Origin of the sequence: Paraburkholderia guartelaensis (assembly GCF_004353905.1) — a bacterium.
In the GTDB taxonomy this organism is placed as follows: Bacteria; Pseudomonadota; Gammaproteobacteria; order Burkholderiales; family Burkholderiaceae; genus Paraburkholderia; species Paraburkholderia guartelaensis.
In genome coordinates this window covers 39,513-56,542 of sequence record NZ_SMOD01000035.1, presented here as the reverse complement: position 1 = coordinate 56,542, position 17,030 = coordinate 39,513, and the positions used below count along the sequence as shown (strand labels likewise).

General features: G+C 65.8%; 17 protein-coding genes. 3 read left to right on the top strand and 14 right to left on the bottom strand.

Going from position 1 to position 17,030, the window contains the following annotated elements:
• Nucleotides 1–23: 23 nt before the first annotated feature.
• From E1N52_RS32725 to E1N52_RS32675, 11 genes are all read right to left on the bottom strand, one after another.
• Nucleotides 24–386: a helix-turn-helix domain-containing protein gene (locus E1N52_RS32725; protein ID WP_133187696.1), complete on the bottom strand. Its 363-nt coding sequence runs from the start codon at nt 384–386 to the stop codon at nt 24–26.
• Nucleotides 387–388: 2 nt separating this feature from the next.
• Nucleotides 389–1,558 (bottom strand): NAD(P)/FAD-dependent oxidoreductase, encoded by a 1,170-nt coding sequence (locus tag E1N52_RS32720; protein ID WP_133187694.1) that lies wholly within the window; start codon nt 1,556–1,558, stop codon nt 389–391.
• Complete coding sequence (locus E1N52_RS32715) at nt 1,555–3,030, bottom strand: FAD/NAD(P)-dependent oxidoreductase (protein ID WP_133187692.1); 1,476 nt, start codon at nt 3,028–3,030, stop codon at nt 1,555–1,557. Before E1N52_RS32715 ends, E1N52_RS32720 begins: the two co-directional genes overlap by 4 nt.
• Nucleotides 3,009–3,329, bottom strand: coding sequence for a (2Fe-2S)-binding protein (locus E1N52_RS32710; RefSeq protein WP_133187690.1), 321 nt, complete (start codon nt 3,327–3,329; stop codon nt 3,009–3,011). Before E1N52_RS32710 ends, E1N52_RS32715 begins: the two co-directional genes overlap by 22 nt.
• On the bottom strand, nt 3,326–5,191 hold the full coding sequence (locus tag E1N52_RS32705) for an ABC transporter ATP-binding protein (protein WP_133187688.1): 1,866 nt from the start codon (nt 5,189–5,191) through the stop codon (nt 3,326–3,328). Before E1N52_RS32705 ends, E1N52_RS32710 begins: the two co-directional genes overlap by 4 nt.
• Entirely contained in the window at nt 5,188–6,144 is a 957-nt protein-coding gene (locus E1N52_RS32700) for an ABC transporter permease (protein WP_133187686.1), read from the bottom strand. Before E1N52_RS32700 ends, E1N52_RS32705 begins: the two co-directional genes overlap by 4 nt.
• On the bottom strand, nt 6,141–7,097 hold the full coding sequence (locus E1N52_RS32695) for an ABC transporter permease (RefSeq protein ID WP_133187684.1): 957 nt from the start codon (nt 7,095–7,097) through the stop codon (nt 6,141–6,143). Before E1N52_RS32695 ends, E1N52_RS32700 begins: the two co-directional genes overlap by 4 nt.
• Before the next feature lie 91 nt (nt 7,098–7,188).
• Nucleotides 7,189–8,805 carry an ABC transporter substrate-binding protein gene (locus E1N52_RS32690; RefSeq protein ID WP_133187682.1) on the bottom strand — a complete coding sequence of 539 codons (1,617 nt, stop codon included), beginning with the start codon at nt 8,803–8,805 and terminating at the stop codon, nt 7,189–7,191.
• 72 nt (nt 8,806–8,877) lie between these two features.
• Nucleotides 8,878–10,152, bottom strand: coding sequence for an NAD(P)/FAD-dependent oxidoreductase (locus E1N52_RS32685; protein WP_133187680.1), 1,275 nt, complete (start codon nt 10,150–10,152; stop codon nt 8,878–8,880).
• 25 nt (nt 10,153–10,177) lie between these two features.
• On the bottom strand, nt 10,178–10,846 hold the full coding sequence (locus E1N52_RS32680; protein WP_133187678.1) for a haloacid dehalogenase type II: 669 nt from the start codon (nt 10,844–10,846) through the stop codon (nt 10,178–10,180).
• A gap of 250 nt (nt 10,847–11,096) precedes the next feature.
• Nucleotides 11,097–12,587, bottom strand: coding sequence for an aldehyde dehydrogenase family protein (locus E1N52_RS32675; RefSeq protein ID WP_133187676.1), 1,491 nt, complete (start codon nt 12,585–12,587; stop codon nt 11,097–11,099).
• Nucleotides 12,588–12,826: 239 nt separating this feature from the next.
• Between E1N52_RS32675 and E1N52_RS32670 the strand changes: the two genes are divergently transcribed.
• Complete coding sequence (locus tag E1N52_RS32670) at nt 12,827–13,699, top strand: GNAT family N-acetyltransferase (RefSeq protein WP_246089312.1); 873 nt, start codon at nt 12,827–12,829, stop codon at nt 13,697–13,699.
• A 170-nt stretch (nt 13,700–13,869) separates the two neighbouring features.
• Nucleotides 13,870–14,178 (top strand): hypothetical protein, encoded by a 309-nt coding sequence (locus tag E1N52_RS32665; RefSeq protein WP_133187672.1) that lies wholly within the window; start codon nt 13,870–13,872, stop codon nt 14,176–14,178.
• 141 nt (nt 14,179–14,319) lie between these two features.
• On the opposite strand, the gene E1N52_RS44255 is transcribed toward E1N52_RS32665, so the two are convergent.
• Together E1N52_RS44255 and E1N52_RS32660 are read right to left on the bottom strand one after the other, a co-directional pair.
• The gene (locus E1N52_RS44255) at nt 14,320–14,493 is read right to left on the bottom strand and encodes a hypothetical protein (RefSeq protein ID WP_165979490.1); all 174 of its coding nucleotides are present in this window, start codon (nt 14,491–14,493) and stop codon (nt 14,320–14,322) included.
• A 330-nt stretch (nt 14,494–14,823) separates the two neighbouring features.
• A complete protein-coding gene (locus E1N52_RS32660; protein ID WP_246089311.1) occupies nt 14,824–15,015 on the bottom strand; it encodes a hypothetical protein in 192 nt (63 codons plus the stop codon).
• 338 nt (nt 15,016–15,353) lie between these two features.
• On the opposite strand from E1N52_RS32660, the gene E1N52_RS32655 reads away from it, so the two are divergent.
• Entirely contained in the window at nt 15,354–16,325 is a 972-nt protein-coding gene (locus tag E1N52_RS32655) for a substrate-binding domain-containing protein (protein ID WP_133187668.1), read from the top strand.
• A 45-nt stretch (nt 16,326–16,370) separates the two neighbouring features.
• Here E1N52_RS32655 and E1N52_RS32650 read toward each other — a convergent pair whose 3' ends face one another.
• Complete coding sequence (locus tag E1N52_RS32650; protein WP_133187666.1) at nt 16,371–16,829, bottom strand: VOC family protein; 459 nt, start codon at nt 16,827–16,829, stop codon at nt 16,371–16,373.
• Nucleotides 16,830–17,030: the final 201 nt, after the last annotated feature.

Genomic DNA, 17,030 nt, shown 5'->3' with positions numbered 1-17,030 from the left:
GCGCGACGCAGGACAGAAGGCGCTCAAGCCGCTTCGAGCGCCCTCGCCTGCTGCAGGAAGGCGCTGGGCGTCACGCCGCAGAAGCGCTTGAAATGGCGGCCCAGATGGCTCTGGTCGAAGAAGCCGACCTGCGTCGCGACCACGGCGCCCGGCACACCCGCCAGCAGCAATAGCTGCGCGCGGCGCACGCGCACTTCGCACAGGTACTTGTATGGCGAAAGGCCGACCTGCTGACGAAACACAGTAGCGAATCGCGAGACGCTGAGCGCCGACACCTCGGCCAGCTCCGCGAGGCTCACGGTCTTGTCGAAATTCGCTTCGATATAGGCCAGCGCGTCGCGAAGTGGAGTGACTGGCGCGGCAACGGATGCATTCGCGTCATGCATGATCAAGCCTCGCTGGCAGTCGATGTGTGCGCGCTTGCAGCAGGCGCCGCGCGCCCGAAGCGCGCAATCGAAAACGGTTCGAGCGGTATGTCGGTTGCACCGGCGTCGAGCAGTTCCGCGAGCGTTTCGCCCACGCCCGGCCCGATCTGGAAACCCGAGCCGCTGAAGCCGAACGCATAGAACAGCCCTTCCGTGGTCGAACTCGGGCCGATCACCGGCTCCGAATCCGGCAGGTAGCTTTCCACGCCGCTCCACACGCGGATCACATGCAGCGGTGCAAGCGCGGGAACCAGCCGGCGGAACTGCGCGATCTGCTGCACGGTGTTGCCGGGCAACACGCCTGCGCGGCGCGTTGCTGCGTCGGCAGGCCCTGGGGCGCCCCCGCCCAGCACGAGGTTGCCGCGCGGAATCTGCCGGAAGTACACGCTCTCTTCCTTGTTCGACGTGTAGACGCCCATCGAATGCGTGAAGCGGTAGGGTACGGGCTCGGTCACGGCCATTTGCGGGCCGCGCGCAACGAGCGGCACCGGCTCGCCGAATTGCCCGGAGAGCGCCCCCGCCCACGCGCCGGCGCAAATCAGCAGTTGCTCCGCGCGCCACACGGCGCCCGTCGCACTCTCCACGCGAAAGCCGCCCGCTTCCTTTTCCACGCGCACGATCTCGGTATTCTCCACGAGATTGGCGCCGAGTCGCGCAGCGGCACGCCCGAAGGCCGGCGCGGCCAGACGCGGATTGGCATGGCCGTCGCGCGGCGAGATGGAGGCGGCCAGCACCTCGCGGCCCAGGAATGGAAAGCGCTTGAACATCGCGGCGCCTTCGAGCACTTCGAGATCGAGGTCGTACGCGCGCGCCTGCCCGGCGTAGCGATGAAAGTATTCGGCGTCGTGTGCGTGGTAGCACACGCGCGTGTGGCCCGAAGGCAGAAACTCGACATCCTCGCCGAGCAGCGACTGCGCGCGATACCAGATATCGAGCGCGCGATTGGACATGGCAAGCTGCGAAAGCGCGCGTCCCTGGCGGCGCACGCCGCCGAAGTTCACGCCGCTCGCCTGCTGGCCCGTGAGCCCGCGTTCGATCAGGATCACTGAACGCTTGCGGCGGCTCAGGAAGAACGCCGTGGACGTCCCGATGATGCCGCCTCCAATCACGATCACATCGGCGCGATCCGTCATTCGCTGAACTCCTTTGTGCGGCATGCGCCGGGCTGCGTTTGCGCGGCGGGGGCCGCGCCGCCCTGCGCTTCGTCGATGCCATTCCCAGCGACGCTCAGCGCCATCGTCAGCGGCTTGACCGGCGCCTGCCCGCGCAGCCGGCCCACTGCTTCCAGCGGCACATGCGCCTCGGCTGCGATGACTTCGGCCCCAGCGTGCGCGCAGAAGCGGCCCTGGCAGCGCCCCATCCCTACGCGTGAAAACGCCTTCGCGCGATTCGCTTCCGTGGCGCCCGTCTCGCGCACTACGCGGCGCAATTCGCCCGCCGTGATGGCTTCGCAGCGGCACACGATGGTGTCGTCAGGCAGCGTCGCCGCGAAATGGGCGGGCCAAGGAAATGCCTGGCGCAATCCTTGTGCGAAGCGCGTGAAGCGTGCGAGTTCGACCCGCAGTGTTGCCACTTCGGCAAGTGCTCCGTTCGGTGAGACCGCGCCCGCATCCTGCAATGCCGCCAACGCGGCGAGACGGCCCGCGCGCTCGGCCGCGTCGGCGCCGCGCACGCGTGCGCCGTCCCCGGCCAGATAGACGCCCGCCACGCTGCTGCGGCCGTCCTGATCGACTTCGGGCAGCCACTGCCGAGCGGCTTGATCGAAACGGAACGCGCAACCCGCGAGATCCGCGATTTGCGTTTCCGAGCGCAAGTGATAACCCAGCGCGACGGCATCGCACGCCACGCGCGCTTCGCCGCCGTTCGCGAGTTTCACGCGTACCGCCGTCACGCCGTGCTCGGGCGAGCCTTCGATCGCGAGCGGCGTTACGCCGCGATGCATCGGCACACCTGCGCGGCGCAGCGTGCGCAGCAGCGCCATGCCCTTACGCAGCGTGGCGGGCACTTGCAGCAAATCGGGCAACGCGCGCAGGCGCTGGCCGAAGGTGGACGTATCGAGCACCGCGCTCACCGTCGCGCCCGCTTTCACGTACTGCGCGGCGACGAGGTAAAGCAGCGGGCCGGTACCCATCATGACGGTGCGCGCACCGATGGCGCAGCCCTGCGACTTCAGCGCGACCTGCGCGCCGCCCAGGCTATAGGCGCCCGCCAGATGCCAGCCAGGCACTGGCATGAGCCGGTCAGTCGCGCCGCTGCAGACGATCAGCGCGTCGAAGGCAAGCTCGTGGTAGCGTGCGCCGCTCGCCAGATGCACGGACTTCGGCCCGACGTTCCAGACGAGCGTGTCAGGCAGATAATCGATCTGCGAACGCAGCGCGTCGAAGTCGCGATGCAGCGACGCCGCGCGTTCGGCCTCGGTGCCATAGAGCGTTTCATAGCTGCGCTTGAAGCCTTCGGGCTGACGCCGATAAATCTGCCCGCCGTCGCGCCGCCCTTCATCCACGACGACGGGACGCAGGCCCGCCGCGACCAGCGTCTGCGCCGCGCGCACGCCCGCCGGTCCCGCGCCGATCACGACGACCTTCAGTTCTGCGCGCGCGGCCATACGCCCTCCCCGGTAAGCGCGTTGCGCGTGACGATCGACATGCCCGGCGCCGCGGGTGTCGTGCAGGCGCGCAGCCGCTCGCCCTGCGCGGTCCACACCCAGCAGTCCTGGCACGCGCCCATCAGGCAGAAACCGGCGCGGCGCCCGTCGTCGAACTCGCAGTCGCGCAAGGCGTCCTGCGTAGCGAGCAGTGCGACCATTAGCGTGTCGCCCTCGGCGGCCTGCGCCACGCGGCCGTCGATCTCGATCTCAAAGGTCGGGCGGCCCGCTTCCGCCACTCTCACGAAGCGCGCGCTCATGCGGCTGCCCTCCCGGTGGATTGCGTTGCCTGCGCGACTTGCGCCGCCTGTGCGGTCTGCAGGCGCTCCAGTTCCGCCGTCGTGTGATGGCAAAGGATCTGCGCGCCGCTCGGCAAGCGCTTCATCATGGGCGCCGACACATTGCACGCTCCATCGATGCGCACCGGACAGCGCGCACGGAACGCGCACAGCTCGCGCACCTCGGCCGACGCGCCAAGCGGCGGCAGTGCCGCGCCAGCCACGGCACGCCGTGCGTCGAGCCAGCCCGGCTGCAGGGCCGGCACGGAGTCGACGAGCAAACCCGTGTACGGGTGATAAGGCGGCGCCTCCAGCACGTCGCGCTGGCCCGCCTCGACGCACTGGCCGCCGTACAGCACGACGACGTCGTCGCAGATCGCGCGCACCGTCGAGATATCGTGGCTGATGAACATATACGAGACGCCCAGCTCGCGCCGCAGCTCGGCGAGCAGGTCGAGAATCGCGGCACCCACCACGGTATCGAGCGCGGACGTCACCTCGTCGCACAGAATGAGCGCAGGCTCGGCCGCCAGGGCGCGCGCCAGGTTCACGCGCTGCTTCTGGCCGCCCGAGAGGCCACCCGGCTGACGCTTCGCAATCGATGCGGGCAGCTTCACGAGATCCAGCAATTCGAGCATGCGCTTTTGCGCCCGCGCACCGCGGAGGCCGTGATAGAAGCACATGGGCCGCGCGAGGATATCGGCAATCGTGCGGCTTGGGTTGAGCGCCGTGTCGGCGTTCTGGAACACGATCTGGATGCGCCGGTACTGATCGGGCGTGCGCGCCGAAAGCGTCGCGGGCAGCGGCACGCCGTCGAGCAGCACCTCGCCGCGCGCGCGCTCGACCAGCCCGGCCACCACGCGCGCGAGCGTCGTCTTGCCCGAGCCCGATTCGCCGATCACGCCCAGCGCGCTACCGCGCGGAATGCGCAGGCTCACGTCCTCCAGCACGCGCACGGCGGGCACACCGTTCGGATCGACACGGCCATACCCCGCGGTCAGGCCGCGCACTTCGAGCAGCGGCACTTCGGCGGCAGGCGGCACGGCGGGCGGACCGGGGTCCGGGTGGCGGCGCGCGGCCAGCAGCGCGCGCGTGTAGTCGTCGACGGGGGCGTCGAGCACCTGGAGCGTCGTGCCGTTTTCGCGCACCGCGCCATTGTTCAGGACGACGATACGATCGGCCATCTGCGCAACGACCGCGAGATCGTGCGAGACGTACACGGCCGTCGTGCCCAGCTCCCTCACGACCTTGCGGAAAGCGGCGAGCACTTCGATCTGCGTGGTCACGTCGAGCGCCGTGGTCGGCTCGTCGAACACGACCACGGCGGGATCCGTGATGAGCGCCATCGCCGCCATCAGCCGCTGCTGCTGGCCGCCGGACACCTGGTGCGGATAGCGCGCGCCGATCGTCTCGGGCGCGGGCAGCGCGAGCGCACGGAACAGGCTCACCGCCTTCTCGCGCGCCGCCGCGGGCGACATCAGCTTGTGCAGCAGCGCGGGCTCAGTCACCTGATCCATGATCGTGCGCGCCGGGTTGAAGCCCGCCGAGGCGCTCTGCGCGACATAAGCCACGGTGCGCGAGCGCAGCGCGCGGCGGCCGCGTTCGTCGAGCGCAAGCACGTCCGTGCCGCCGATCTTCACGCTGCCGCCCGCAATGGCGCAGCCGTCGCGCGCATGGCCGAGCAGCGAGAGTGCGATGGTGGTCTTGCCCGAGCCCGACTCGCCGATCAGCGCGAGCACTTCGCCTTTCTTCACCGTGAAGTCGACGCCCTTGACGATCTCGACGACCGGATCGGGCGCCACGCCCGCGACCACACGCAGGCCCGTCACTTCGATCATGTTCATTTTCCGCCTCCATGCGCGCGGCCGCCGTGACGGCGCAGGCTGTCGATCAGCAGGTTCACGCCCACAGTCAGCGTCGCGATGGCGACGGCCGGCATCAGCACGGCTGGCGCGCCTTCAGAGAGGCCGCCGATGTTCTCGCGCACGAGCGAGCCCCAGTCCGCGTCCGGCGGCTGCACGCCGAGGCCGAGGAACGAGAGGCCGGAGAGCAGCAGCACGATGAACACGAAACGCAGGCCGAAGTCGGCGAGCATCGGGTGGATCATGTTCGGCAGCACCTCCACGCGGGCGATATAGAAGAGCCCTTCGCCGCGTGCTCTGGCGACCTGCACATATTCGAGCGTCATCAGGTTCACGGCCAGCGAGCGCGAGATACGGAACGCGCCGGGAATATAGGCAAGCGCCGCGACGGTGATGAGCATCGGCACCGACGAGCCGAACGCCGCGATCACGACGAGCGCGAGCACTTTGCTCGGAATGGAGATCAGCGCGTCGAACAGGCGGCTCAGCACCTCGTCGATCCAGCGCGGTGCGACGGCAGCCAGCAGTCCGAAGAATGTGCCGATACCGCTTGCGAGCAGCGTGGCGGCGAGCGCGAGGCCCACGGTGTACTGCGTGCCGTAGAGCACGCGGCTCAGCATGTCGCGGCCGAGGAAGTCGGTGCCGAGCAGATGCGCCGCGCTATACGAGCCGAAGATCTCCGTGGAGGTGATCGCGCCACCCTTGTACGGCGCGACGAGCGGCCCGATGAAGGCCACGCCGAGCCAGAACACGACGATCGCAGGGCCGATCAGGCCGAGCACCGAGAGGCGCCCGACGATGCGGCGCAGCGGCGAGCGCGGCGGCGTGGGCACGTCGCCCGGTACGTCCTTGACGACGTCGGCGGCGGGCCGCTCCTCGCTCTCGCTGGTCGCGTAGAGCACGGTCGCGGCATGGGATGTGGCGGGTCGGTTCATCGTTGACGCAGCCTCGGGTTGGATACGATTTGACACAGGTCTGCGATCAGCACGAGCACCAGATAAGCGGCGCAAAACACCATCACGCAGCCCTGCACGAGCGGGAGATCGCGATTCGTCACGGCGTCGACCATCAGGCTCGCGAGGCCCGGATAGTTGAAGATCGACTCCACGATCACCACGCCGCCGAAGAGATACGAGAGGCTCAGCGCGACGGCATTGGCGATCGGGCCGATCGTGTTGGGCAGCACGTGGCGCAACACGATGCGAGCGGGCGACGCCCCCTTCAGGCGCGCCATTTCCACATAGGGCGCACCGAGCTGGTCGAGCACGGCGGCGCGCGTCATGCGCGCCATCTGCGCGACGATTACGCAGCACAGCGTCATGACCGGCATCGCGTAGATGCGCAGGAGCGTGCCGAACGAGTCCACCTCCGAGAGGTACGACAGCGCGGGCAGCCAGCGCAGCTTCACCGCGAAGATCAGCACGGCGATGGTGGCGACCAGAAATTCGGGCACGGCGACGGCAGAGAGCGTGAGCACGTTGAGCACGCGATCGAGCAGCGAGCCGCGGAACACGGCGGAAAAGATGCCGATGGCGAGCGCGAGCGGCACCGAAACGAGCGTGGTGAGCCCCGCCAGCACGAGCGAATTCGGCAAGCGCGTGGCGATCAGCTCGCTCACCGGCTGGTTGTTCGACACCGACGTGCCGAAGTTGCCGGTCACGGCCTGCAGGAGCCAGTGGACATAGCGCGTGAGCGCGGGCTGGTCGAGGCCGAACTGGTGCCGCAGCGCGGCCACCTGCTCAGGCGTGGCCGCCTGGCCGAGGGCCTGCTGCGCGGCGTCGCCGGGCAAGAGGCCCGTGAGGCCGAACACGATTGCCGAGACGATCAGCAACGTGAGCAGCGCGAGACCGAGACGCGCGGCAATGAGACGTTGCGCGTGAGCTTTCATCGGATGTCGCCTCCCTGAGCATCATGAAGCGGGGAATCGATGGCCGGGCGCGCATCCAGGCGCACACCGGCCGCACACATCACACCTCGAACTACGCCTCGAGCCAGACGTTCTCGGCGAACTTGAAGCCCATGAGTCCGGCAATCGGAATCGAACCGAGGCCCTTGAGTTTCGTCGTATGCGCGTCGAGCGAACTGAGGAACAACGGGATACCGATGCCGCCGTCGCTATGCACGAGCACCTGCATGTCGCCGTAGATCTTCTTGCGTTTCGCGTCGTCCGGCTCGCCGCGCGCGGCAAGCAGCATCTGGTCGAACTTCGGGTCCTTCCAGTTCGCCTCGTTCCACGGCGCATCCGACTTGAAGAACTGGGTGAAGATCACGTCGGCGCTCGGGCGCGCGTTGATGTTGCCGAAAGTCAGCGGATGCTTCATCCAGTGGTTCGACCAGTAGCCGTCGCCGGGCGTGCGCACCACCTGAAGGTTCAGGCCCGCCTGCGGCGCGACCTGCTGCAGCAGCATCGCCATTTCGACGGAACCATCCGCCGCCGGGGAGGCGTAGATCTGCAGCGGCGTGCTGCCGAGCTTTGCCTTCTGGAAGTAGGACTTGGCCTTCTGCGGATCGAAGGTGCGCTCCGGCAGGCCGGCAAAATAGTATTTGTTGGTCGGATCGATCGGTTGGTCGTTGCCGATCGCGCCATAGCCGAGGAACACGGCGTTGCGGATCTGCTCGCGGTCGAACAGGTGCATCATGCCGCGGCGGAAGTCGGCGTTGCCTGTGACACCGCCCTCGTCGCGCATGATGAGGTCGGTGTACTGGCCTGTCTTCGTCTCCTTCACCGCGAAGCCCGGCGTGCCCTTGATGCGCGAGGTCGAGCGCGGGCTCACCTGGTTGATGAGCTGCACGTCGCCCGAGAGCAGCGCGTTCACGCGCGCCGACTCGTCGCCGATGCCGACCAGTTCGATTTCGTCCAGATGCGGCAGGCCCGGCTTCCAGTAGCGTTCGTTGCGCACGACGACCGTGCGCACGCCCGGCGAGAACTCCTTGAGCTTGAACGGGCCGGTGCCCACCGCCGTCTTGAAGTCGTTCGTGCCGTCCTTGATGATCATGAAGTGCGAGTCGGCGAGAATCACGGGCAGGTCGGCGTTCGCGCCCGTGAGCGTGATCGTCACTTCGTTCGGGCCCGTGGCCTTCACGTCCTGGAACTGGTCGGCGAGCGTCTTGACCTTCGAGCCCACGGCGGCGTCCTTGTGGCGCATGAGCGAGTACACCACGTCGGCGGGCGCAAGCGTCTTGCCGTCGTGGAACTGCACGCCGCTACGCAGCTTCACGACCCACACCGTCGCGTCCTTCGTGTCGAGCGACTGCGCGAGCGCCATCTGCGCGCCGAGGTGCGAGTCGTACTCGGTCAGGCCGTTGTACAGCGTGTACGCACGCACGTAGTCGGTGGACACCGACTCCTTCGCGGGATCGAGCGTGTCGGACGCGGACGACGACTGCGTCGCCACACGGATCTTGCCGCCCTGCTTCGGCTTTTCCTGCGCGAAGGCCGCGCCGCTCGCGGCAAGCAGACCCGCGCCCGTCATCGACATCATGCCCCCCGCGGCCATCGCGCGAAGGAGGTCGCGGCGCGTGGCGCCGCGCTTCGTCAATTCCTCGAGCCGCACGCCCGGGTGAGCGATGTCTTCAAGCGATTTGTCGATGCTCATGAAGCTTCTCCGCGTCTGATGTGGGGGGCCGCAGCTCGACGTATCGAGGCTGTGTGTTGTGGAAAAGCTGGGTCAGTAAAAGACGTCTTTGATCTGGTAGTACGCGCCGACGAGCGGCAAAAACCACGGTTTGCCCGTGTGCCCCGGAATGGCAGGCCACGCGAAATCGCGCCACGGGTTCGCGGACGGGTTGCCGCTCATCACGTCGGCCATTACCTGGCCCATGTGCGTCGACATCTGCGTGCCGTGACCGCTGTAGCCCATCGAGAACCACACGCCTTCGTGCTGACCCGCGCGCGGCAGGCGGTCCGCGGTGATATCGACGAGCCCGCCCCAGCAGTAATCGATCCGCACGCTCGCGAGCGCTGGAAAGAGCTGAGCGAGAGTGCGCTGGAGGATGCGCCCGCTCCGCGCGTCGGACGGCTGCTCCGACGCCGTGAAACGCGCCCGGCCGCCGAACAGCAGGCGCGAATCCGGCGTCACGCGGAAATAGTTGTGCATGAGGCGGCTCGTCGTGTACGAGCGGCGGTTGGGCAGGAGCCGCATGAGCTGCGCGGGCGGCAGTGGTTCCGTCACGACGATGAACGAGCCGACCGGCGCAAGACGCCGCCGATACCACGCGAATGGCCCATGCCGCGAAGGGCCCGTCGCGATCAATACCTGTTGCGCGTGCAACGTTCCGCGTGTCGACTCCACGCGATAGCCGCCGCTCTCTTTCGCGATGGACGTCACGGCGGCGTGCTCGTAGAGCTGTGCGCCACGCCGTACCGCGGCGTTCGCGAGCCCCACCGCGAAGCGCCCCATGTGCATCTGGCCGCCGTGCTTCTGGAGCAGTCCGCCATGGAAGCTGTCCGATTCCACCTCGCTGCGAATCTTTTCGCGGCCGATGATCTCGACGTCCGGATCAACTTCGCGGCGAATCAGCTCGGCCGTGCGTTCGAGGTGTTCGAGGTGATGCGGTTTCGCCGCGAGCTTGAGCTTGCCCGAGGCGAGATAGTCGCAGTCGATGCCCTCTTCGCGAATCAGCCGCTCGACCGTATCGACGGCGGCCGCGTAAGCGCGGTAGCAACCCTGCGCGCGCTCGACGCCGAGCTGCCCGCGCAGCGCCGCATAATCCTGCGCCACGCCGGTATTGCACTGGCCGCCGTTGCGCCCCGATGCCCCGCCGCCCATGCGGCCTGCGTCCAGCACCGCGACGCTCGCGCCGCGGCGGCCAAACGCGAGCGCCGCGGAAAGCCCCGTGAAGCCGCCGCCAACCACGGCTACGTCCACGCGGCCCTCCACCGGTCCCTCGCTTGCGAGCAGACCGCCAGGGGCAGTATCGAGCCAGTAGGAGTCGAGCTTCATCGGGCGGCCTCAGTTATCGCTCTTCTCACAGACCCAGTTGCGAAGCGAGTTCGCCGATCGTCTCGACTTCGTAGTACTCGTAGTACGGCGTGCCCGGCTCGTGGCCGCGCTTGACGAAGGCCTTGTGCTTGATGCCCAAGTCGTGCGCCGTCATGAGGTCGTAGCGCAGGCTCGACGAAACGTGCAGCACGTCGCCGGGGTTGCAGTTGAGCTGGTCGAACATGTACTCGAAGCCCTGCATGCGCGGCTTGTACGACTGCGCCTGCTGCGCCGTGAACACGCGGTGGAACGGTGCGCCGAGCTTGTCGACGTTGCTCTGGATCTGGTCGTCAGATGCGTTCGAGAGAATCACGAGCTTGTACTTCTTCGCGAGGCGCGAGAGGCCTTCGGGCACGTCCGGGTGCGGGCCCCAGGTCGGCACGGCGGTGTAGAACTTTTCGGCTTCGCTCTCGATGAACTCGACGTTCATGCGCTTGCAGGCGCGGCGCACCGAATTGACGACCACGTCGCGGTACGGCTTCCATGCGCCGAGCACCTCGTCGCGGCGATAGCCCGCGAAGAACGCGACGAACTTCTCGAGATCGGCGCCCTTGAGGCGGTCGCCATACATCTCGCGCGCCATGTCGGCCATGCGGAACTTCGTCAGCGTGCCGTAGCAGTCGAACGTGATGTACTTCGGCTCGAAATCGATCATGATGACAATCCTTTCGTGTGATGAACCCGCTCCGGGCTCAGTGGCGAAAACAGGTGGAAGTGCGTCCCTGTGGAAAATTTAAGCAGCACAAAATTTGGGGTTGGCGTCGAATCGTGGGGCCTGCACGGTATAAACCACGCGTTTGCAGGGGCCGCCACAGCAGAATCTGCGGTGACGCCATCGCGCGGGCCATAGCCGCATGACCGTGCGTTTTCGTGCGTGATTCGTCAGCATTGCAGTCAGCATGACGTCAGGTTCTCGTATCGATCAGCACGCTCTTGAAACGCAGGTGCGCTTCGTAACCCTGGCGCCCGAGATCCTTGCCCATGCCCGAACGTTTGTAGCCGCCGGTCGGGATCATGAAATCGTTGCTGCGTCCGTAGCGGTTGACCCACACGGTGCCCGCCTCCAGCGCGCGCACGATCCGCAGCGCGCGGCCGATGTCCGCGGTGTGCACGCCGGCGGCGAGGCCGTATTCGGGATGCGAGGCGAGCGCGAGCGCTTCTTCCTCTGTGTCGAAGGTCTGCACCGTGAGCACGGGGCCGAAAATCTCGGCGCGCACCGCCTCGGTTTGCGGCGTCACGCCGGTGAGGATGGTGGGCAGGTAGAACGCGCCGGGCACGGGCGCGTCCGCGCGGCGGCCGCCGCAGTAGAGCGTGGCGCCTTCGGCCACGCTGCGCTCGACTATCGCTTCGATGCGCGCTGCCTGGGTTTCCGAAATGATCGGTGGCAGCGTCGTGCCCGAAGCCCACGTCGCGCCGGCGCGCAGCGCGGCGAACGCCTGCTCGATGCGCGCAACGAGCTCGTCCGCAACAGAGCGCTCGACCAGCAGCCGCGAACCGGCCACGCACACCTGCCCCGCGTTGCCTGCAATCGCGCCGGCGATACGGCGCGCGACCTCGTCGAGCTTCGGTGCGTCCGCGAAGACGATTTGCGGGCTCTTGCCGCCCAACTCCAGCGTGACCGGCTTCGTGCCGCTTTGCGCGCACGAAGCCATGATCGCCGAGCCCGCGCGCGTCGATCCCGTGAACGTGACCTTCGCGATGTCCGGGTGGCGCACGAGTGCGTCGCCGGTCGTCGCGCCGTCGCCTTGCACGACGTTGAAGATGCCCGGCGGAATGCCCGCCTCGATCGCGAGTTCTGCCAGACGCAGCACCGAGAACGGCGTCATTTCCGAAGGCTTGAGCACCACGGCATTGCCCGCCGCGAGCGCCGGACCGATCTTCCACGATGCCATCACGAGCGGAAAATTCCACGGCGCGATCGCGCCGACCACGCCATAAGGCTCGGCGATCGTCATGCCCAGATGATCGTGATCGGTGGCCACGACCTCGCCGCCGACCTTGTCGGCGAACTCGGCATAGAAGCGGATGCCTTCCGCCGTGAACGGCACGTCCCACGCGCACACGTCGCGCACGGGACGCGTCGAGCCGAGCGCTTCGAGCGGCGCGAGCGTGGCGGTGTCGGCGGCGATCAGGTCGGCGAAGCGGCGCAGAATGCGGGCGCGCTCGCGCGGCGCCATGCGTGGCCAGCCGCTCTCGCGAAACGCGCGCTTCGCGTTGTCGACGGCGCGGTCCACCAGTTGCCCATCGCCAATCGGCACCGAGGCATAGACGACGCTGTCCGATGGCCGCGCGACCCCGATGCGCGCCGCGCCCTCGGCGACCCACTCTCCGCCGATGAAGTGGCCGGCTTTTTCGGCCGCTGAGGCAGCCACTGCGGCGGGATCGAACTGGTCCATGACTGGGTTCCCTCGACTTGGTCTCGATGGGAAATATCGTAGGTCCACTGCCACCGCATATTTCGCCGACAAAAAAGCGCAATCAGCAGAATCGACGCGTTATTGACCGTCCAACCCCGCGTTTTGCATTGCATCACGGGCGTCGGCCGGGCGCGCGCCCAAACAGGAAGATCGTCCTAGTCAGCCACGGCGGCCAATGCGATAGTCACGGAACGCGTATACAGAATCTGGAGGCCGGCGTGTCCGACCCAAACCTGAACAGCGTCATTACCTACCGCGCATTTACTGCCGACGATCTGCCCGCCGCGCATGCGTTGTCGACGGCAGTGCGCTGGCGGCACCGCCCCGAAGACTGGCGTTTCGCCGCGCGCATCGGCGAAGGCATCGTGGCCGTGGACGAAAGCGGCTCGCTCGTCGGCACGGCTTTCTCGTGGTTATTCGGACCCAACGCGGCGACGCTCGGCATGCTGATCGTCAAGCCCAGTCATCAGCGCCGCGGCATTGGCCGGGCCATGATCGAGCACTGGATGCAGGCGCTCGCCTCGCGCACGCTGCTGCTCCACGCGAGCGACACGGGCTGGCCGCTCGTCGAGCGGCTCGGCTTTACGCGCATCGGCCGCATTCACCAGCACCAGGGCGCGGCGTTTCAGCCGCCGCTCGTCTCGCTGCCCGCGGGCGAGCGGCTGCGCCCGATCGGCGCAAGCGACCGGCCCCGCCTCATCGAGCTGGCAACGCGCGCAAGCGGCCTCGACCGCTCGGATATGCTGCCGAAACTGCTCGATCAAGCGAGCGGCATTGCGCTCGACCGCGACGGCGACCTGATCGGCTTCGCACTCTTTCGCCGCTTTGGCGACGGGCACGTGATCGGCCCCGTGATCGCCCCCGATTCCCCGGATGCCTGCCGCGCCAAGGCGCTGATCAGCCATTGGCTCGCCTCCAACGCGGGCATGTTCGTGCGCATCGATACGCCCGTCGATCTCGGCCTCTCAGACTGGCTCGAAGGCGTGGGGCTGCCGCTCGTCGATCACATCGAGAAGACGGAGCACGGCGCGCCTTTGCACGTCGATACGCAGTTCAAGCAGTTTGCAATCACGAGCCAGGCGGTGTGGTGAGCGTATGCCCTGGTTGCGGCTTGTCACCGGCGTTTAATCCGCTTTTCACCCGCTCGTCACCACCCGTAATCGTTTCCAGAACGATCGAAGCACCCCGCCCGGCCGACGGCACGCTACCACCCGCGCAGCGAACGGACTACCATTGAAATCTCGTCTCGAGGGTGACGGCTATGGCTACCTATGGTATCGACGGTGTACGCATTAGTTCCTCAACGGACCGGGTCACACACGTGCGCTGGGCGCAAATCGATCCCCAGACGCACAATTGGCTCTCGACACCGACCATCTCCGAGGTGGCGGCCGTCACAAATGACATCCGCTCGGGCGCAGTGGTTTATTCGGTATTTACGCTGGGCGGAATGAGATTTCTCGGCCCGAAGATCAAGCCGGTGCCGCATCCCAACGGTATCGATGGAATCGATCTGGAAGTGCCGGACGGTAACGTCGAAAAATCCATCGACGATCTACCGCGCGTCTAGCGGTTCGTCGTTCGTTTTGCCGGCAGGCGGAAAGAAAAGCGCGATGCGCCCGAATGGGCGCGCATCTGCCGCTTTTCGCCAACGTTGATTCGTCAAGCAAATAGTTCGGAATACAGAATACTCGACCGGCACACGTTGCCGTCAGTTGTAGCCTAGTATCGCCGACGTGGCCACGTCTGCACGGTCACTTGGGTTGCCGACCAGCACGACGGTGGGTTCGTGCAATAACGCACGGTATGGGTGCAGGAAAGGTTCGTCAGCCGCATCAGCGCCGTCCTGCTTCTCCTGCGGTTGGCTATGCTCACGGTAGTCCATGATCGTCTCCTTGTGTAGGTCTATCGGTTGGAGTGGATCGTTTCAAGACCTTGCGAAGTCGTCACACGCATCGCCCCTGCGTCTTGAGACGAAACCATCAACCAGTAAGGTGCCCTACACACCGACTCAGCAAGTTCAGTGCCGTGGCCGCAATGGCTGCGGCTCCTCCCAACCCATCGCGCGAATCCGTGAGGCCATTCGCTTTGGCCCCAAATCGCTGCGCGGATTCAGGCGTACGTCAGCCGTAGAGTGCCTCCGAATAGATATTACATCACGTTGTGATGTTTTATCCTGTACCTGATTCAGGAGGAGGCCCGCCGCGATGCTCGACTATTGCGAAGTCGTAAGCTTCAGGCTCGGACGCAAGTCGTGCGTGACCGCTTCACGTTGCCCTTTGCGCTGGTCCGACACCTGTTCGATGCCGGCCTTCAGCACTTCCTCGCAAAACGCAATTCGCGTGCGGTAATACTCGGCCTGCAGTTGCGCATCCAGAACCCGCTGTTCGGCCTGGAACAGTGCCATGCGCAATTCACCTAGCGCGCGTTGAGCCTGCTTCTCCGGCGTTGCGGCATTGTGGGCAATCAAGTTTGAAAGCCAATGCAACATGGATAAGCCCCCCTGTCTTCGATTTCACGATCGCACGCGTCAAGTTTGATAACCGCCCGAACTGTCGCTGGGAAAAGACTATCAGAGGCGAAGAAAAGCAGTGTGTGCACAAACGAACGTGTTGTATAAACGATGCAAAAGGTCATAGCCACGACGCGCTTTCGTTGCAACGCTTTCTTCATACGTTGCTATCGCAAATAGGGAGCGATTCATGTCCGTGGTGCCGGATCAGCCGATCGAGTTGGGGCGCAGCCGTGACTATCCAAAAGCTAAAGGTTCGCACACTCGCGTTCTGCATAACGCTCGCTTTACTAAGCCCCAGCGTGTCTTTGGCAGACCAGGTCAAGGTCATGATGTCGGGCTGGTTTGCGCCAGCGTATCGCGACCTCGGTCCGCAATTCGAGGATGAGAGCGGCAATACATTGGTCACCGTCTGGGGAGCGGCGTCGGGCACGGCCCTGAATGCGATTCCTGTGCGGCTTGCGCGTGGCGAGTGGGCCGACGTGCTCATCGTGGTCAGCTATGCGCTCGACGACGAGATTCACGCCGGCAACGTAGTGCCTGGCAGCAAGGTGGACTTCGCACGCTCGCCAATTGGTATGGTGGTGCGCGAGGGTGCGCCGAAACCGGACATCAGCACTGTCGATGCGTTGCGACGTACGCTGCTTGCAGCGAAGTCGATTGTCTATCCGCAAAGCGCGAGTGGAATCGATATCGGCAACGAGTTGTTTTCGCGCCTCGGCATTGACGGGCGTGTGAAAAGCAAGAGCCGCATGGTTTCCGCCGAGCGGGTCGCCACTGTCGTCGCGAACGGCGACGCGGAGATCGGCTTGCAGCAGGTCGTGGAGCTGTTGCCGGTGAAGGGCATAACGGTAGTCGGCAGTTTGCCCGCGGAAGTACAACGCTACACGGTGTACTCCGGGGGCATTGCCACCACAGCGAGAAATCCTGCCGGCGCAGAGGCACTGATCCGCTTTCTGTCCTCGCCGGATGCGGCGGCCGCAATTTCGCGCACCGGCCTCGAACCGATTACGGCGCCGCAGCCGCAACCGCTACTGCAGCCTCAGCCCCAACAGCAACCGCAACCACTGCCGCTACCGCAACCTCAGCCACAATTGCAACCACAGCCGCTACCGCAACCACCACCACAAGCGCAACCAATTCCACAGCCGCAACCACTTCCACAGCCGCAACCTCAGCCCCAACCGCAACCGCAACCGAATTGAGCGAAGCAGCAGCGCTACCGAAAAGCGGTCACCGAAACCTCGATTTCAACTCGCTGCCATCCCTTTTTCGGCCAGTTCCTTTTGCGCGCTTTCGTTCTTGGACAGGTGCGTCAGGCCCATGCCGCGCAGAACGTTCGGCGCCTTCGTGTACTGGATGTTGTCGTAGCCCACGATCTCGATGCGATTGCCCCATGGGTCGCGAAAATCCAGAAACGGACCGTCGAGCGTCTTCACGCCCGCCGCCTTGAGTGCGGCGCGCGCCGCCTCCTTGTCATCGACAACAAGGCCGACATGCCGGCCATCATCAGCGGGCTGTTTGCGCCCCGCCTGCAACGCGATGAATTGATCGCCAAGATCGATGAAGGCCATCGTCTTGCTCTTGCCGCGCAATTGAAAGTCGAAGATGCGGCCATAGAAGGCCAGCGCCTCCTCGATATCGCCGACCTCCAGCGCGACGTGGTTGAAGCCGATCGCGCGCGGCTTCGTGGTTGAAGTGTCAACCATTTCCCCCTCCTTCTGCAGCCAGTGCATAGCGTTCGCAAATTCGCCCGGAACCGAAATTCCGGCGAGACACCTCGAGTATGGGGATTGAAGTCGCCTCGCACTAGCCAGTCAAACAAGATTTGTTTGAGCCATTCTTGAATAAAAATCGTACCCGATGCGGCGCGCGTGCGTAGCGTAACCTATGATGGTTCGAGCGCAATG

Bases quoted from the DNA above. Each gene is read 5' to 3' on its own strand.
- E1N52_RS32695 (WP_133187684.1), bottom strand. From the start codon at position 7,097: ATGAAAGCTCACGCGCAACGTCTCATTGCCGCGCGTCTCGGTCTCGCG.
- E1N52_RS32725 (WP_133187696.1), bottom strand. From the start codon at position 386: ATGCATGACGCGAATGCATCCGTTGCCGCGCCAGTCACTCCACTTCGC.
- E1N52_RS32660 (WP_246089311.1), bottom strand. From the start codon at position 15,015: ATGGCACTGTTCCAGGCCGAACAGCGGGTTCTGGATGCGCAACTGCAG.
- E1N52_RS32680 (WP_133187678.1), bottom strand. From the start codon at position 10,846: ATGATCGATTTCGAGCCGAAGTACATCACGTTCGACTGCTACGGCACG.
- E1N52_RS32650 (WP_133187666.1), bottom strand. From the start codon at position 16,829: ATGGTTGACACTTCAACCACGAAGCCGCGCGCGATCGGCTTCAACCAC.
- E1N52_RS32700 (WP_133187686.1), bottom strand. From the start codon at position 6,144: ATGAACCGACCCGCCACATCCCATGCCGCGACCGTGCTCTACGCGACC.
- E1N52_RS32690 (WP_133187682.1), bottom strand. From the start codon at position 8,805: ATGAGCATCGACAAATCGCTTGAAGACATCGCTCACCCGGGCGTGCGG.
- E1N52_RS32665 (WP_133187672.1), top strand. From the start codon at position 13,870: ATGGCTACCTATGGTATCGACGGTGTACGCATTAGTTCCTCAACGGAC.
- E1N52_RS32710 (WP_133187690.1), bottom strand. From the start codon at position 3,329: ATGAGCGCGCGCTTCGTGAGAGTGGCGGAAGCGGGCCGCCCGACCTTT.
- E1N52_RS32685 (WP_133187680.1), bottom strand. From the start codon at position 10,152: ATGAAGCTCGACTCCTACTGGCTCGATACTGCCCCTGGCGGTCTGCTC.
- E1N52_RS32675 (WP_133187676.1), bottom strand. From the start codon at position 12,587: ATGGACCAGTTCGATCCCGCCGCAGTGGCTGCCTCAGCGGCCGAAAAA.
- E1N52_RS44255 (WP_165979490.1), bottom strand. From the start codon at position 14,493: ATGGACTACCGTGAGCATAGCCAACCGCAGGAGAAGCAGGACGGCGCT.
- E1N52_RS32720 (WP_133187694.1), bottom strand. From the start codon at position 1,558: ATGACGGATCGCGCCGATGTGATCGTGATTGGAGGCGGCATCATCGGG.
- E1N52_RS32715 (WP_133187692.1), bottom strand. From the start codon at position 3,030: ATGGCCGCGCGCGCAGAACTGAAGGTCGTCGTGATCGGCGCGGGACCG.
- E1N52_RS32705 (WP_133187688.1), bottom strand. From the start codon at position 5,191: ATGAACATGATCGAAGTGACGGGCCTGCGTGTGGTCGCGGGCGTGGCG.